The 16,436-nt window shown below is 39.7% G+C and carries 18 protein-coding genes and 1 pseudogene; 11 read left to right on the top strand and 8 right to left on the bottom strand.

What is annotated here, in order from left to right; all coding sequences use genetic code 11:
* Window positions 1-49 precede the first annotated feature (49 nt).
* On the bottom strand, window positions 50-784 hold the full coding sequence (locus RG959_RS00095) for a hypothetical protein (RefSeq protein ID WP_342795477.1): 735 nt from the start codon (window positions 782-784) through the stop codon (window positions 50-52).
* 348 nt (window positions 785-1,132) lie between these two features.
* Between RG959_RS00095 and RG959_RS00090 the strand changes: the two genes are divergently transcribed.
* Entirely contained in the window at window positions 1,133-2,098 is a 966-nt protein-coding gene (locus RG959_RS00090; protein ID WP_342795476.1) for a cation diffusion facilitator family transporter, read from the top strand.
* 21 nt (window positions 2,099-2,119) lie between these two features.
* Here the strand turns inward: RG959_RS00090 and RG959_RS00085 are convergent, their stop codons facing one another.
* Complete coding sequence (locus tag RG959_RS00085; RefSeq protein ID WP_342795475.1) at window positions 2,120-2,428, bottom strand: hypothetical protein; 309 nt, start codon at window positions 2,426-2,428, stop codon at window positions 2,120-2,122.
* Window positions 2,429-2,586: 158 nt separating this feature from the next.
* Here RG959_RS00085 and RG959_RS00080 point away from each other — a divergent pair, with 158 nt between their 5' ends.
* The 4 genes from RG959_RS00080 to RG959_RS00065 all read left to right on the top strand — a co-directional run bounded on the left by RG959_RS00080 (window position 2,587) and on the right by RG959_RS00065 (window position 4,708).
* Window positions 2,587-3,159, top strand: coding sequence for a spore coat protein (locus RG959_RS00080; RefSeq protein WP_342795474.1), 573 nt, complete (start codon window positions 2,587-2,589; stop codon window positions 3,157-3,159).
* A gap of 72 nt (window positions 3,160-3,231) precedes the next feature.
* Window positions 3,232-3,693, top strand: coding sequence for a GNAT family N-acetyltransferase (locus RG959_RS00075; protein ID WP_342795473.1), 462 nt, complete (start codon window positions 3,232-3,234; stop codon window positions 3,691-3,693).
* 12 nt (window positions 3,694-3,705) lie between these two features.
* The gene (locus tag RG959_RS00070) at window positions 3,706-4,344 is read left to right on the top strand and encodes an MOSC domain-containing protein (protein WP_342795472.1); all 639 of its coding nucleotides are present in this window, start codon (window positions 3,706-3,708) and stop codon (window positions 4,342-4,344) included.
* Between the two features lie 133 nt (window positions 4,345-4,477).
* The gene (locus RG959_RS00065; protein WP_251270712.1) at window positions 4,478-4,708 is read left to right on the top strand and encodes a hypothetical protein; all 231 of its coding nucleotides are present in this window, start codon (window positions 4,478-4,480) and stop codon (window positions 4,706-4,708) included.
* Window positions 4,709-4,739: 31 nt separating this feature from the next.
* On the opposite strand, the gene qoxD is transcribed toward RG959_RS00065, so the two are convergent.
* From qoxD to qoxA, 4 genes are read right to left on the bottom strand one after another with little or no spacing between them, the layout of a single operon-like run.
* Window positions 4,740-5,027 (bottom strand): cytochrome aa3 quinol oxidase subunit IV, encoded by a 288-nt coding sequence (gene qoxD / locus RG959_RS00060; RefSeq protein ID WP_242233171.1) that lies wholly within the window; start codon window positions 5,025-5,027, stop codon window positions 4,740-4,742.
* A 4-nt stretch (window positions 5,028-5,031) separates the two neighbouring features.
* Window positions 5,032-5,628, bottom strand: coding sequence for a cytochrome aa3 quinol oxidase subunit III (qoxC, locus tag RG959_RS00055; RefSeq protein ID WP_242232920.1), 597 nt, complete (start codon window positions 5,626-5,628; stop codon window positions 5,032-5,034).
* On the bottom strand, window positions 5,628-7,574 hold the full coding sequence (qoxB, locus tag RG959_RS00050) for a cytochrome aa3 quinol oxidase subunit I (protein WP_242232919.1): 1,947 nt from the start codon (window positions 7,572-7,574) through the stop codon (window positions 5,628-5,630). The genes qoxC and qoxB overlap by 1 nt, the downstream gene beginning before the upstream one ends.
* 30 nt (window positions 7,575-7,604) lie before the next feature.
* Window positions 7,605-8,534 carry a cytochrome aa3 quinol oxidase subunit II gene (qoxA, locus tag RG959_RS00045; RefSeq protein ID WP_315692005.1) on the bottom strand — a complete coding sequence of 310 codons (930 nt, stop codon included), beginning with the start codon at window positions 8,532-8,534 and terminating at the stop codon, window positions 7,605-7,607.
* 363 nt (window positions 8,535-8,897) lie between these two features.
* On the opposite strand from qoxA, the gene RG959_RS00040 reads away from it, so the two are divergent.
* Complete coding sequence (locus RG959_RS00040) at window positions 8,898-9,275, top strand: DnaJ family domain-containing protein (RefSeq protein ID WP_342795471.1); 378 nt, start codon at window positions 8,898-8,900, stop codon at window positions 9,273-9,275.
* 695 nt (window positions 9,276-9,970) lie between these two features.
* Here RG959_RS00040 and RG959_RS00035 read toward each other — a convergent pair.
* Window positions 9,971-10,499: pseudogene (locus tag RG959_RS00035) on the bottom strand (DUF2711 family protein); the annotation flags it as partial.
* A 123-nt stretch (window positions 10,500-10,622) separates the two neighbouring features.
* Complete coding sequence (locus RG959_RS00030) at window positions 10,623-11,135, bottom strand: DUF3916 domain-containing protein (protein WP_342795470.1); 513 nt, start codon at window positions 11,133-11,135, stop codon at window positions 10,623-10,625.
* Between the two features lie 428 nt (window positions 11,136-11,563).
* On the opposite strand from RG959_RS00030, the gene RG959_RS00025 reads away from it, so the two are divergent.
* From RG959_RS00025 to RG959_RS00005, 5 genes are all read left to right on the top strand, one after another.
* Entirely contained in the window at window positions 11,564-12,304 is a 741-nt protein-coding gene (locus tag RG959_RS00025) for a class I SAM-dependent methyltransferase (RefSeq protein WP_342795469.1), read from the top strand.
* Between the two features lie 308 nt (window positions 12,305-12,612).
* Window positions 12,613-13,014, top strand: coding sequence for a GNAT family N-acetyltransferase (locus tag RG959_RS00020; protein WP_342795468.1), 402 nt, complete (start codon window positions 12,613-12,615; stop codon window positions 13,012-13,014).
* A 618-nt stretch (window positions 13,015-13,632) separates the two neighbouring features.
* Window positions 13,633-13,950 carry a hypothetical protein gene (locus RG959_RS00015; protein ID WP_342795467.1) on the top strand — a complete coding sequence of 106 codons (318 nt, stop codon included), beginning with the start codon at window positions 13,633-13,635 and terminating at the stop codon, window positions 13,948-13,950.
* A gap of 432 nt (window positions 13,951-14,382) precedes the next feature.
* Window positions 14,383-15,231, top strand: a complete 849-nt coding sequence (locus RG959_RS00010; RefSeq protein WP_342795466.1) for an STAS domain-containing protein — start codon at window positions 14,383-14,385, stop codon at window positions 15,229-15,231.
* Window positions 15,232-15,736: 505 nt separating this feature from the next.
* Complete coding sequence (locus RG959_RS00005) at window positions 15,737-15,982, top strand: hypothetical protein (protein WP_342795465.1); 246 nt, start codon at window positions 15,737-15,739, stop codon at window positions 15,980-15,982.
* Window positions 15,983-16,436: the final 454 nt, after the last annotated feature.

Here is a 16,436-nt window from a genome sequence, read left to right as displayed (position 1 = left end):
TGTCCGCCTGGATCACGTCCAAAAGAAATGACCCGGCCGCTTTGCTTCCTTAAATGAGCAGTAAAAGCGCAGTATACGCTGCGATCCCCATGCTGAAAGCACCGAAGCTGCTTTCTCTTTCCTCCGGCAGCTCTTCTTTCATTACGTTTAAAATCACGCCTCCGGCAATAAAGGCAACAAGGAGCGAAATGATTAATTCATTCACCTCTGCTACGGCGCCGATGCACCATCCGATTAGGATAGCAGCTGTTAAAAGCAGCCTTCCATATCGATCATAGACAGCTTCATGGGCTTCACGAAGGCTGTGGTCATTAATAACGAAGTGAACACCCATGGCTAAAAAGAAAAAGAACATGCCCCACGTGCTCTTATACTCCTCACGAATTAAAAGATAGCCAATCACCATGTTATAAAGAAAAAATGAAGCCATATGAAGCCAAAATACACCGGCAGACGCTTTATTCGCTTCCCTGCCTGCTCCTTTCCGTTTGGACACTTTCACGAGGCGTTCCAATCCATAAAAAACGACAAGGCCCAGCAGGGAAACGAACAGAATATGGTTATCCATATAGCCGAGCACGCCCTGTTTCATCTCTTCTTCGATTTCATTTTGGTAGCGGTGTAATTCGGGAAGAAGATGAATAAATACATACGCGACGGCAATTCCACCAGCAATAGAAAGAAACCGGCTGCGCGGCTTCACTGACAGAAACGCCATGTTTTTCGAAAAAAAGTGAAGGAGAGCCAATCCAATGGCCAAAACGAAACTCCACCAAAAAAACATCCTATCCCTTCTTTCTTCTCAAAGCTCTTTATTTCTTACCCTATTACCTTAAAGAACTCCACTCAAACGCTGTCCTTTTTAAAAGAATGGAGGCTTGGTTCTTTCAGAATGGCCCTTCTTTTTCATCAAAAGCTCGTATACGGATGCTGACTCATGAGAATGGCGGGGGTATGAAATGAAAAAAGAATGCAGGGAAATTTGTTTTCGATTTTGCAACGGCGGTGGCCGGCTGTTATATGTCCGTAAAAATCATTTCTCTAAAGAAGAAAGGATGGAAGTGTGCTATTTATCTTTCAAGAGTAGGTATCCTTTTTATCGGGTATAGATATAGAAAAAAGGAGGCGGCTTATGGGAATTGGTTCTTTAATGCGAAAAGGAAACACGTCATCGGGTATTGCAGCACTGGGCAATACGGTGTTAGCGGTTTTAAAATTTATTGCCGCTGCTTTTAGCGGAAGCGGAACGATGTTTGCTTCTGCCATGCATTCACTGGCAGACGCCATTAATCAAGGATTTGTTTATTTCGGAAGCGCACTGGCTGAAATGCGGCCTTCAAAAAGATTTCCAACAGGATTTGGCCGGCTGGTAAATATCTTTTGTATGATTGCCGTGATTGTCGTTTCGATTATGGCGTATGAGACCATTTTAAAAGGCTGGAAGCTCCTTCAGCATCCTGAACAGGCAACGGACTTCTGGCTCAATGTGGTGGTTCTTTTAGCCGCTGTTATCATCGATGGCTTAATTTTGTTTAAAGCCATGAAGGAAATTTTAGAGGAAGCACGCGTAGAGAAAAAAGGAAATGTTTTCATACAGGCATTTAAAAACGTTGGTAAAGCGTCGCCGGCAACCCGGCTTGTTTTTTATGAAGATCTTGTAGCCACTTCCGGGGCGATTTTAGCGATTGTCGGCATTACGCTTGCTCAGTTTTTTGGCATTTTGGCCGCGGATGGCGTGATTACCATTTTGATCGGTTTGTTAATGATAGGTGTAGCGTTTCGTGTTGGATATGATAATATGATTGGCTTAATTGGCGTAGCCGCACCGGTTGAAATTGAACAAAAAACAGCTAATGCTATTTTACAGGATGAAGATACAGTCGATATCCACCACCTGCGTATTATACAGGAAGGCCGCTCTTATCATGTAGATGGGGTGATAGAGCTTCGAAAAGGCCTTTCCCTTGCTGAAGCCGATGACATTAAATTCCGTGTGAAAAATCGGCTTTTAGAGGAAAGCGAAATCAGTGATGTGACACTCGGCATTATCGAAGACGATAACCGGACAACCTGGCGCCCTGAGTCAGGGTTAACATAAGTAAGGACCGGATTGAGTAACTCAATCCGGTTTTTTCGTGCGTTTTCTCATTTCCTCGCTTACCACAAAAGCAAGGTCGTCGTTGCCATAAAGAGATAAGACATTCAGAAGGGTCTCATCAGAAATATGGCCGGCTTCTTCTTTCGGTACGGTTAATTCGATCGCCTGGTTTAACACATTGTTCTCCTTTTGGCCCGGATACGCACGCTTATATAAGTCGGCTGGATCAAGGTCATGGTTTACACACCACTGCGCAAACACAAGCACCATCATATGCTCATCCTGTTTGTATTGATTTATAATGTGTTCTTCAAGATCTTTTTTATTCATGAGACATACTCCTTTAGTTTGGATCTTTTATTTTAATATATACCATTTTTACACGTTCAGGTCGTAAGTGACAACATCAACCATGCTCATTTTTGAATAAATCGAGTTGGATGCCACACACTATTTGAGCATCACACTTTATTCAGGAGGCGATTTGGATGACTTCACCGCAATTTAACCATAGCGCACACGAGCTGCTTGATGTTCGCGAAGTACTCACTATGACAGTCAGCACATTAAACAAAATCACAATGCTGCGCCCAATGGTAAAGGATTCAGAACTGCTTGATATCCTAAACCGCCAGTACACATTTATCGAGCAGGAATACAATACGACACTTGATTGTTTCCGTTCCGGAAAAGATCCTGCTGTTCCAACAAAAAGCTATAAAATGAAACAGGACAATAACTTCCAATACGGTCTTCAATCAAAAGAGCCAATAGCTCCGATTGGGTCGGAAAATGAAATTAATGACCAAGTGATTTCAACCTTTCTACTCGGCGCTCATAAATCGGCAGCCTCATTTAAAACAGTGGCCGCGCTTGAATGTACAAACCCGGTTGTCCGCCGCGTTTTAGCGGATTCTCTTCCGAACTGCATTGAAATGGCATATGAAATTTCGATTTATCAAAATACAAACGGCTATTACCAAGTACCGCAGCTGGCTGAAGCGGACATGAAGATCATTCAGCAAACATACGCGCCAGCAATGCAGCCTGTAGGCGTCTAAAGAACAAAAAAACCGTCCTTGCGTTTTGGGACGGTTTTTTTGTACGATGGAAAAGAAAGGAGGGAAGAAAAGATGCTCCTGCGTGAAGCACTGCCAGAGGAACGGCAAAGATTTTATGAGCTTGGGCACCAGGAATGGCCCAAAGGACGGTCGCTTGCCGAGTACATAGAAGAAAACCAAAAAGAAGAGGCATACGGTACCCGTTATGTATTAGAAGGGGCGAATAGGGAGATTACGGCCTCATTAATGCTGCTTCGGCTGCGTCCTTACTTGTACGGCATTGGCTCTGTTGTCGTTGAACCTGGTTTCAGGAGACAGGGGCTTGGTACAGCTCTTCTTACACAATGCATGGACAAGCACTCAGCTGCTGCGTTTATGCTTTACAGCGAAATCGGTACAGCTTATTATGAAAAGCTTGGCTTTCAAGCGCTGCCTCCTGCTTATCAGCATCATGCCCATGGCTTATGTATGGTTCGGGCAGATCCGCTTTTATATGAGCGCATACTGCAGGAGCCGATTCCTGATTATTTTTAAGGAGGGATATACATGAAAGTTCTATCTGTTAATGTCGGCAAACCGGCGGATTTGCCGTATGGAAAAAAAGTTGTTCAATCCGGCATTCAAAAAGCACCTGTACACCAGGCCATTTTTTTATCGAAAACAGGATTTGAAGGAGACGGCCAGGCAGATCTTGTTCATCACGGCGGGGAAGACAAAGCAGTTTGTGTATACCCGTATGAGCACTATACATACTGGGCGGAAACATTAGGAAGACCAATGCCACAAGCTGCGTTTGGTGAAAATATTACAGCAGCCGGACTGCTTGAAACAAACGTCCATATCGGGGACATTTTTCAGCTTGATGAAGCGGTAGTGCAAATCAGCCAGCCGCGGCAGCCGTGTTTTAAACTGGCTGCACGCTATAATGAACCAACGCTTGTTTCCCTGGTGGATGAAACAGGCTATACAGGCTTTTACTTTCGCGTTTTAACAGAAGGAAAGGTAGGAGCAGAAAGCCGCCTGGAACGTAAACACATTCATCCAGCTGCTATAACCGTTGAAGAAGCCAACCAGATTATGAAGAAAAAAGAATCTTCACAAGAAGAAATCAAAAAGCTTGTTGATCTTGAAGAACTGGCCGAGAGCTGGAAAAAACCTTTGCTTAAAAGGCTTCACACATCATAACCCGGCGGGAAGATTTGCCTCTTCCTGTTTTTTTTGTGTTCAATTTTTGAAATAAATTTGAACATTTAACGAAAAATATTTGACAATTTTGTGAACCTGCGTAAAATAGATAGTAAGAAGGAGCTGATAAAAAATGACAGAAGAGCAAGTGAAAATACTTTCGTTTATCAAGTATTTCTCAGGAGCGGGCTGTGTTATTGGCGGATTAATCTTTCTTGTGAGTCTTTTTGCAAGCGGTTACAACGAAGGGTACATGATGTCCATTGTTGGTGCAACCATCCTTGTGAGTTCAATGTGGATCTTTGGCATATGGCTGGTATTCATTTTAATAGAGAAAGTAAGTTCAAGGTACGAGAAGATATAAAAAAACCGGAGCGATTTGCTCCGGTTTTTTCTTAATACATATAACCCCAGATCATGGTGAACAATGTTCCAAGGATCGTTACAACACCAACAAACAAAGCGTAAATGATGTTTGTGTAAAGTGTGTTTTTGTCTTCTGATTCCCCGATATGCATAAAGAGAAGAAGCTGAACCAAGGCTTGCGCAATAGCGGTAACAAGCAGGATTGCCATTCCCATCTTGTATGACATATCAAAAGCGAGAACCGCCAAGGCAACAATCGAGAGAACCATTGAAAATACAAAGCCCATCACGTGCTGCTTCGGGAACAATTGCTTCATCATCTTACATCATTCCTTTCAAATAAACGAAGCTGAAGATAAAGATCCAGACAACGTCTAGGAAGTGCCAGTAAAGCGAGAAGATAAACGATTTGTTCGCTGTTTCCGGTGTCAAGCCGCGTTTTGCTACTTGAATAAGAATTGCTACTCCCCAGAAAAAGCCGAACGTTACGTGCGCACCGTGAGTGCCAAGCAATGTCATCAAGCTTGATGTAAAGGCGCTTGTTTGAATCGTGGCACCTTCATGGATATATTCTACAAACTCATAAATCTCTGTACCAAGGAATCCAAGGCCGAGGACAAGGGTGATAACAAAGAAAGTCATCATCGCTTTTTTCAAGCCAAGACGCATCGCATGGATACCAAGACCAATCGTGAAACTACTTGTTAAAAGCAAAACCGTTTCGATCATAACCGGCGTAATTTTAAACAGTTCCTCTGCGCTCGGTCCATCGCCGTGGCCGTTATGAAGCGTAAAGTAAACCGCGAACAGCGTGGAGAAAAGGGCGATCTCGGCGCCAAGGAAAATCCAGAAGCCGAGAATCTTCAGCCGGTTTTCTTCTGTACTATATTCAAGCGGCAGCGATTCATCAATTTTCATTATTTTTCACCTCCAAGTTCCCGTTCTATCCGTTCAACTTCTTCGACAGAAACGTAGTAGCCGTGATCTTGTTCAAATGAACGAAGGGCCATAAAGACAAAGATCAAGATTGTGAAAATAATGGTCGGGATCCACCAGCTGAATACGAGGCAGAAGCCAGCACCGAAAAACGCACCACTCATAAGGAACGGCATGCCACTGTTGTTTGGCATGTGAATCTTTTCAATTGGGCCGCTCCAAAGCGGTTTGTTGTGTTTCTTCGCATACCAGAATGCATCAAGATCGTTCACTTGTGGAATGCGTGCAAAGTTGTAGAACGGTACAGGGCCGTGTGTTGCCCATTCAAGAGAGCGGGCATCCCATGGATCGCCTGTTTCATCGCGCGGGCTGTAACGGATACTCCAGTACAAGTTATACACGAGGATGATAAAGCCGATCCCCAAGCCAACCGCGCCAAGGAATGAAAGCATGTTAAGCGGGCCGTAGCCAGTGCTTTCAGAATATGTGTACATACGGCGAGTCATACCGTTTAGTCCAAGAATGAACAGCGGGAAGAACGCCACGTTAAAGCTGATTGTAATAAACCAGAAAGCAAGTTTTCCAAGCTTCTCATTTAAACGGAAACCGAAGACTTTCGGGAACCAGAAATGGAAGCCGGCAATAACGGCGAATACCGTACCTGGAATTAATACATAGTGGAAATGCGCCACTAGGAACATTGTGTTGTGGTACTGGTAATCGGCACTTGCCATCGCAAGCATAACCCCAGTAACACCACCGATTGTGAAAATCGGAATAAATGCAAGCGAGTAAAGCATTGGTGTCGTAAAACTAATTTTCCCTTTATGAAGGGTAAGCAGCCAGTTGAATATTTTTACACCGGTTGGAACGGCAATCAGCATCGTTGTGATGGAGAATACGCTGTTGACCATAACGCCGTGGCCCATTGTGTAAAAGTGGTGCGCCCAAACAACGAAAGAAAGAAGGGAAATCGCCACCATACTAATAACCATTGATTTGTAGCCATACAAGTTTTTACGTGCAAACGTTGAAATAATTTCACTGTAAATACCGAAAGCAGGAAGGATAACGATATATACTTCAGGATGTCCCCAAACCCAGAATAAGTTGGCCCAAAGCATGTCCATTCCGCCGTCCTGCATGGCGAAAAACTTCGTGCCAAACTGACGGTCCATTGTCATCAATGCAAGTGCCACTGTTAAAACAGGGAACGCGAATACGATGATAACGTTTGTGATCAAGATAGACCAAGTAAACATTGGCATTTTCATTAATGTCATGCCTGGTGCACGCATTTTCAAAATCGTTACAAGGAAGTTAATCCCCGTTGCCAATGTACCAAGACCTGCGATTTGCAGGGAAATTGCGTAATAGTTATTTCCGACTGTCGGGCTGAATTCCAAGCTCGCCAGCGGGAAGTAAGCAGACCAGCCGGCATCCGGTGATCCCCCGATGATAAATGAAATGTTAAACAAGCCTGTCCCAACCGCGAACAGCCAGAAGCTGACGGAGTTCAGGCGCGGGAATGCTACGTCACGCGCACCAATTTGAAGTGGTGTGACAACGTTCATTAATCCAATGATAAATGGCATCGCCATAAAGAGGATCATGATAACGCCGTGTGTTGTAAAGATTTCGTTGTAATGCTGCGCATCAAGCAGGCCGTTTTCCGGCATCGCTGTTTGTCCGCGCATGAGGAGGGCGTCAACGCCTCCACGGAATAGCATTACAAGGGCGACTAAGATGTACATAACGCCGATTTTTTTATGGTCAACCGTTGTGATCCATTCACGCCATAAGTAGCCCCACTTTTTAAAGTAGGTTATCCCAATAAAAAGGGATAGCGCACCGACCACAATACTGATCATCGCTCCGACGATCATGGGTTCGTTAAGAATGAGAAATTGTTGCTCATGCGACTCCATGTTAAGTGTCTCCTTTCATTGTTGTGTCCATCACTCAGTATGATTCGGATGGGTGTGTGGCTCTGAAGAAGGAGCTGTTTTGTCTCCATCTTCTTCTGTGTTAGGTGTTCCTTCATTAGGTGTTCCATGATGCTGTCCTTCTGGCGGCGGGTTAAACTCAAGGTGAGTAGATGAGTACGATTTGCGGCCTACGAAATCTGTTTCAAGCAGCTTATCGTAATCAGCGTCAGTCAGCTTTGGTGCTGTTGTTTTGACGTCATTTACCCATTCGTCATAATCCGCTTGTGTCATGGCCTGTGCTTCAAATTCCATTTGAGCATAACCTTGACCATTAAAGTTTGAGTTACGGCCCATGTATGATCCAGGCACATCTGCTGCCATATGAATCTTTGTAACGTGGGCGCTCATCGCGTACTTCTGACCAGCCAGCTGTGGAATCCAGAAGCTCGTGATTGGTCCGTATGAATACAAACGGAACTCTACTGGACGATCTACCGGAAGGTTTACATAGTTAACTGTTTCAATGCCTTCCTCTGGATAGCTGAAATGCCATTTCCAGTTAGACGATGCTGCATAGATAACAAGCGGCTCTTCATTTTCATAGCCAACCGGCTTGCTTTCTACTTTACTTGTTGATTGAACTGTAATAACGGACAAAAACACAACAATTATGATCGGAATAACCGTCCAAATAATTTCTAGTTTTGTGCTCCCATGTTCGTGAGGAGGCTCGTAATCCTCTCCCATTCTGGACGCCCGATACTTGATAAGCATGTACGCATACAACACGTAAACAACAAATAAAATACCGCACATCACAATGATTGACATAATAATGGTGTCAGATAGCGTTTTGGCATTCGGCCCTTTTGGATCAAGTACCATTAGCGGATTTTCGCATCCTGCAAGCACTGTAGCAATAGTGAAAATCGCTGGTAATAACAACCATTTCTTTTTCATGCTGTACCCCTTTCTTATGTAGTTCCGTAGTTCAAAGCGTAAAGAATGTTAACAACTTCACAATTGCTTGTTTTCAGTAGATAAACCTAGTTGTAACGATCTTTTCACCACTCTCTATGCTAATCCTATTAGCCGCAAAAAACAATATTTTCACGACAGTGTCACAAAAAATTCAACAGTTTTCGCCTTTGTTTGTACAAAATGAAAATTCTTAGTAGATTCTTTCGTGAAAATATGTCTATAAAACTGTTTTACAAAGAGCTGCATGTAAAGTATTGCCAAGTTGAAAAAGGGCTTATTACCGGTATTTTGTTTCGGATCTGCTATAATAAAGATCACTCAATTGAAAATGGAGGAATATAAATGGATTCATTCCGGATTGCTGAAGAACGGATCAAGAAAGCAATGGAGGAAGGCGCATTTGATCGCCTGCCAGGTGCTGGAAAACCGCTGCCGAAGGATGAATTTCAATCACTGCCGCCGGAAATGCGAATGGCTGCAAGAATGCTGGAAAATGCTGGTTTTACACAGGAAGACGCTCATTTGCGCCAGGATATCCGCGAGCTCGAACGATTAGTAAGCAATTGTGACGATCCAGACCAGGCACGGTCGTTAAACGAGCAGCTGAATGAAAAAAGACTTCGTTACAATCAGCTGCTGTCTAAAAGAAGAATTAAAACGAATTCCGCCATGTTTAAGCAATATGAGGATAAAATCGAACGAAAACTGTTTGATAAGTAAAAGCTGGATATGAAGTGAAAGGAAGGAAAAAAGGGGGAATATATAAAAGGCTTGCTTCGTTTTTTTTATTTTAAAGTTAACATAATATTTATTGAGGGTCTTACAGAATGGAGTTATGAGGTTGTTGACATAATTATAAGGTCGAACCCGCAACTTATTGCTCATGACCAGGGGGATTATGTTTATTTTTTTAATGAACATAAAATTTTAATTTCTTATTAAAACTATACCAAAAAGTACAATGTGGAATAACGTTAAAACAACTCCATGATTAACAATTCTTTGGTTTCTCTATGGTTTGTTCTTTTGAATAAGAAACAAATTGACTCATGATTTAGCTGTATTAAATAAACTGAAAATTTGGACTATATAAATTAATTTGAGATATAGTCAATAATAAGCTTAATTCATCATCCAATTCTACTTTGGAGTATTATATTGGCTACATAAAAATTAATTTAAAAAGATATTTCCTCCCAAAGATTATCAATCCTTGCCTCTTCTTTTCGTGTGCAGTATCGCTTCCATATTCATTTTTAGATTTAGACATTTTGCTTCCAAACATCCAGGTAATTCGGCTTTCAAAAGGGGAAAAACAAATATCTGAAGAGATTATTTTCTTTGATTAATGAAGAAGAACTACTGTAATTACAGCAACTCTGTTTTGAATCTTAAAAGGAAGCCAGCTACATACTTTCTTTTGTCACAATTAACTCTTGACCTGACAGATTACATATATCTAATGAAGACGTATCGTTGATGTTCAATAATCCATTACTATCGGAAATTGGGTCTGAAAAATATAATTTCCTAGCTCCTTTTAAGCAAAGAACTGTTAGTAAATTATTAAAAAAAGACCGACATGCTATCTTCAGGTGAATAATAAAGGTCTGATTTGAAATTGGAGTTTAATTTATTAGTTAAATCCTTTCTTTCATATTCTTTCCAGTAAGCGCCGATGGAAGTCAACAAAGCTAATGCTCATTCTTTGTAGGAATCCAAATCACTATTAGTCATCACCTCCTGCCAAGAAACGGATTTTCCGAGTGTAAGTATCTCTTCATCATCGGGGTATATATGCTCAAATGGATTTTTCCTCTTTGTCTTTTCCCACCCTGGCGGCATTTGAACAAAAGGATGGAGTAATGGTGCTGCGGATTTAAAACGTCTTGGTAGTTGATATAAAATGGGCGGCTTATCATCCAGCCAAATATAATCTAACAAAGGAGTGCCTCCTTTTAGAAGCTAAATAGTATATTCGGGATATGTCAATTTCCATTAGTATTCGCCATTTCAAATCATTAAGTAACCATGACAAACATGTCAGGGGATAGATACCCCTTTTAATTACGTCAATTCCCCTATAAACCAAATTTCTCCTGTATGATAGTATTCATCTTCATCGTCAATAACTTCTTCTTTAAAACCCTTTATTTTCATTCCGTTTGAAATAAATAATCCCCATTCGGTTTCAATATTTCTTTCCTTTGTCAGTGGAGTCCATCTTTGATAGTCCTCGTTTCGATTAAAGAAATTCTTAAAGTGACTATCGCTTTTAAAAACAACGATTTGTGAGTCCCATAAATGAGGAAAATCAATACATGCCATAACCCGAAGCTTTTCTTTGCTGTCGGGCTTTACTTCAATAAGATGTTTTGTCCTATCTATTAAAGTTTGAATGCATAGCTGCTTAACATTGTAGGGAGTCTTATCAGAATCTATAAAATCTTGAGCCACCGGCAAGTGCAAATGCCAGTATCCTTTATAAAATTCTGAAGGGAATTCCATTGTACTCTCTTCAATTCGTTTAATCATATTTTTCGTTTTTCGCTTAATGCCGCGAACTTTTTTTTCTCGCATGGCCTTTTCTCCTTATTAACTAATAATAAAATTATGTACTTTGAGCTTCTAAATAAACAAGCAGGTTCTTACTTAACAGTACGTCCATCTAGATAAGCAGGACTAATTCTAGCTTAAGCGGCAGTTGACCGATACTGTTGAGTACGAGGTCTTATAAAAGAAAGTCCACTAAAGTATTATGGTGAACTAATGGAGTAGCAACAAATATCTTTATTTTTACAGTTATTCCATTATTGGTTATAATGAATCTAATCTTTCAAGTGGGGTGAATGGAATGTTTTTCTACGCTGTTCGAAGTAATTAGTTTCCGGGCTGGAAAAAACGCGTACCAGCCATCAAGGGGAAAGTCTGCCCTTTATTCAAAAACTACAATTTGGACCAGTGTAGGAAATAATTCTCTTTTACATTTGAAAGGTGTGTCTCTTAAAATGAATGAATTAGACTTTTACGAAAAGATTGGAAAAATAAATGGGTGGGATTTTAGCAATTTACAAGTTACAACCGAAGGCGTTAAGTGGAATTTTTATGAAGAAGTAATGAAAAGATCCCAAAGGTCAGATATTCTTTTAGACGTTGGCACAGGCGGAGGAGAAAACATATTAAAAATCGCTACTTCGTTTCTTTTCTTGGTTGGAATTGATTTATCCAGCGGGATGATCGAGACAGCTCAATCAAACCTTAGAAAATTAAACGCGTTAAATGTTCGGTTTTCCCAAATGTCTGCTGAGGATTTGCAATTTCCTGCTGGTTTTTTTGATGTCATCTCAAGCTGCCACGCACCGTTTGTTTCAACTGAAATAGCCAGGGTGCTAAAAACTGGGGGGACTTTTTTGACACAGCAAGTCAGTGAAGCAGATAAGCTAAATTTAAAAACGGCTTTCGGCCGGGGTCAATCTCTTGGGAAATTGGATGGAACGTTAAAAGAAAAGTATATAAAGGAACTAAGAGAAGCGGGTTTTACTGACGTTCAATCTTTTGAATACGATGCAACGGATTATTATCAAAGACCCGAAGATCTGATTTTCTTACTTAAACATACACCGATCATTCCTGATTTTGGTCAAGGAGAGAAAGACATGGACATTCTGAGGAATTTTATTCAACGCAACAAAACCGAAAAAGGAATCCGTACAAATAGTAAAAGGTTACTGATAATAGCTACTAAGTAATTTATTTTGTTCAACTAACAGATGCTCCGATTGAATAAGGAATAAAGCAAGGGACGATTTTTTTGTCCCTTTTTTCTTTTCTATAAAATACCACCAACATCGTTTGGCAGGTCTTAAACATTAAAATATTCTAATCAACAGTACGACTATATAAATGAACAACACCATCTTCAAATTAAGCAGCAGTTGACCAATATTGTTGATTATCTTGGTAAATTATAAACAAGGTTAGTTGAAGAAGGAAGAAAACTTCATCATATAGAAACTGCTATAGAATTCTAGGGAAGATAATGGAGGAGAGAAATAAAATGAACTATAAAGTTATTATAAACATTCCAATATCTAATGATAAAGTACCTGAGTTACGGGAACTTGTTGGCTGGGGTAGGCCAGATAAAGATTACCCTATATTGTTTGAACGCTGCAATTCTTGGGCTGGGGTAAGAGATAATAAAAATAAACTGATTGCTTTTGGTTATGTTTGTGGAATGGGTTTAGAACATGGTTATATGGAAGATGTAATAGTTCACCCCAGATATCAAGGACAAGGAATCGGGGGTAAGTTGGTAAAGGAATTACTGCGAGAATCTGAACGTTTTGGATTAAGCATTATAACGGTATCATATGAGGAAAACAAAACTAACTTTTATAAAGCATGTGGTTTTACACCAGGTTCGGGAGGATTATGGCAATCATCTAATTTGAAATAGCTATTTGAAATAACAAGTAGTTCTTTTTGTATGTTGGAATTAGATTTTCATCTGTTAATGTAGCAAAAATCTTGGATATTTATTGGAGCTTAGATAAACGATCAAATTCTATTACGAATAAGTCTGCAAAGGCTGGAAAAGGTAATCTGAAGGCTTCTGATGGGTAGGAATAGCAAGGGTAATGCAACACACTCAGCTTGCGGTTTTAATTACAATGATTTATTTGAAGCAAATCTTAGCAGACCGAAGACTCTATTGTCATTACACCATCTTTAATACATTAACTCATACAGTTCGTGCTACATTACTTGTGGGTCAAGCCGGGTAAAGGAGGATAAAACAATGTCTACATTTGAAATTGAGCAGTTTGAAGTCATTCCCGCACTTACAAATTAGAAGTAGATTCAAAAGACAGAGCATTAAAAAGTTATTTTGCAGTGAAAACGAACAAAGCGGTCCGGCGAAGTATCACTCCATTAACCTTGAACTTGGAATGAGTAAAGAGGAATTAAGTGAGAAACTTTATTATGAATTGCCGGGAAAAATTTCTCACTTCTTTGCCTATGGTTAGATTGAGTTCATTAAATCGATTGAAGAAGTAAAGGAGGAAGTTGTTGCATGATTCGAGTTGCCTTTTTGCTGAATGTTATCCGGCCAGTGTATATCGCAGATTTTAAAGAAGATGGCACTTTGGTCCGAAATCTTGATGGAGAAATTTTAGATCCTCGGCTTTCAGAAGAAGAGCTGGAGGTAACGTTTGAAGATAAAACCGTCATTTTAGCCATTAAGTATTTTGAAAAGGAAAAAGAAGTGTGGGATGAAAGGGCTCGAATAGCAAAAGAGCACCGGGTTTATAAAAGCCGCATTCAACTTATTTTTCTTGATCCAAATAAAAAGCCTGTTTTACCGCCAGAAGAGGAAGTGGATCAAGAATAGTAACAAGCTGCCACAAACAGTTACCAAAAAGTTATGTGAATGAAGCCACATAGCTTTCGTTGAAGTTTTTTCACGTATTTAATAAAGAAACAGGAACGGATAATTATAGCGTTAAGATGTGAAAAATAAAGAGCTGACTTAGAGAAGTCAGCTCCAATTTTGATTGGGTGCTTGAAAATAATTACTTCGGTTTTGCTCGTATTTATACACTTCTTCAAGGATCCCCGCCGCAATATCGTGCATACTCTTGCCTTTCTGTTCTCCTTTGTTCCATACATAAGGGGTGATACCTGTGTTTCTTTAATTCCTTAATGTGTATTAAGGATAAGGAACGAAAAAATAGCCATTATAAAGATTGTACAACATAGTATAAGCTTGTGCTATATTCTTAAGTATACCGAAAATAGGTTTATGCTTCGGAAGATATGAAAAATGGAAAATGAATTAAAAATTCTTGGGAAAACAATATTAGAAGCAAAGTATGAAATCGCCAAAAAGGTTCATGAAAATAGATTATCTGAGTCTACCGAGTCACACAAACAACTCCTATCTCAGTTAGAAGAACAAGAAGCTATAAATATTAGAGCCAATCTTGTAGCTCTTTTTGGAGAAGCCCTTGTAAAAGATGCAGGTGGGGAAAAAGCATACGATTATTTAGAGAATTGGGGCAAAGAAACAGGGCAATTTGTGTATAGTTTAGGCATATCATTAGATGAAGCACTTAAAGGTACAACCTCTTATCGCACTTTTATAAGTGAAGCCATAGAAGAAGCAGTAATGAAACATAACATGTCTGTAAAAACCGTGTTTGCAGCTTCCAGGATTGTTGACCCTCTTCTTGACCATGCTGTTTATTACTTTAGTTTAACCTATATTCATTTCTACAAGGAAAGCCTTGAAAATGCCAAAAAGGCATTTTTAGAGTTATCGGTGCCAGTTGTTCCTCTTTCGAAGGGTATAGCTGTTTTGCCTTTGGTTGGTAACATAGATCCAGAAAGAGCTGTATTATTGATGGAGGAAACATTGAAAGAAGCTGGAAGGTTAAAGTTATCACACCTGATACTTGATTTATCTGGTGTAGTATTGGGCGATACAATGGCGGCAGACCAAATCTTTAAAGTAATGGATGGATTAGAGCTGCTTGGTGTGCAGACTATTATTACAGGAATCCGACCTGAAATTGCACAGACTGTAGTAAGTCTTGGCTTAAATTTCAATAAACAAGTAACTAGAGCAAATCTCGAACAAGCTTTAGCTAATGTTCATCTTTTGCATAATTAATTTGCGCGTTAGACAAAAATGTCAAAACCAACCTTTAGAAGTGAATAAAGGTTTGCAGCTAATCGGCCAAACTGCAAAGTCGACTTTTATCAACCCCTCTTTATCACTGGAAAACTCAAAAGCAGAATGTGTAATTGTTTAAAGATTCTAACAAAGGGTAACTATGCAATCAGGTCCTTCCCAAAGCGGAGCAGTTTGGTGACGGCTGTTCCGTTTTCTTTAGAAAAATAATGGTTTGCTCTCTCGTCTTTCGGGGTATTATCAATAAGTACCAAACTATTTTCTTCCATCCTATTGTTTCATATTTTTCCGAAGAACATTTGTTTCTTCGGCTTTTTTTGATTATTTTTCTGAAAATGTCGAATGAGCCTTTTTCGTTTCTAATTAATCAGGTAGTCATAACTTTAAAAGTTTCGGAATAGAATAGTTACCTCTCACAACTTGGTTTCGTCTCACAGACATAAGGGTATATGAATCACATTATGCTTCGGGGGAGCAATGGAAAATGACCACTATAAAACCAAGGAAGAGATATACTGTTAAAATCGAGCGAAATGGTGAAACAATACAAATTGTGATTATTGCTAAAAGTCTTGAGAGTATGTACAAAGAAGTTTACCGACTATACGCAGATTTTCTTATTGATGAAAAAGGAAATGATACAGGAACCATTTCGTTTGAGGAAATAGCTTTATTTTCTACTGTGAAACAAGAGTTATACATACAAGCAAGCAATAGATGTCAAGAATAGGACTGTCAATAGACGGTCTTTTTTTATCCCCTTGAGGTTCATAACTTAAAAGTTTTGAACAAAGTCTAATTTCGTGCATATTTATATAACCTTCTAGCTTTGCTACTCTTTATAACTTGTAGCAAAATCAAGGGTAAAGCGTGATTATAACTCGGAGTCAAAAGTGGGAACTATTAACAGCATCATAAGTTATTTCATATATATGCATTCGTCTTCTCTATATTGGTTTTTATTATTATGTGCTAAATTCAAACATATATTTTATCAAAAGATGTATAAACATAGTTTGCAATTAATGAGGATGCAGAGTATAAGCCTTTCTGTAGAAAATTTAGTTTAAATATAGAACGCTTAATAACTAAAAAGCTATGTGGCTTTGATCTGACCCAATAAAGTTAGACAAAAAAGTTTAGGCAGCTTCCAAGACCTGAGTCCGGTATTCTATTGGACTTAG

It is taken from the genome of Domibacillus sp. 8LH (assembly GCF_038806185.1).
Taxonomy (GTDB): Bacteria; Bacillota; Bacilli; order Bacillales; family Domibacillaceae; genus Domibacillus; species Domibacillus indicus_A.
This window is presented reverse-complemented; position numbering and strand designations above follow the sequence as displayed.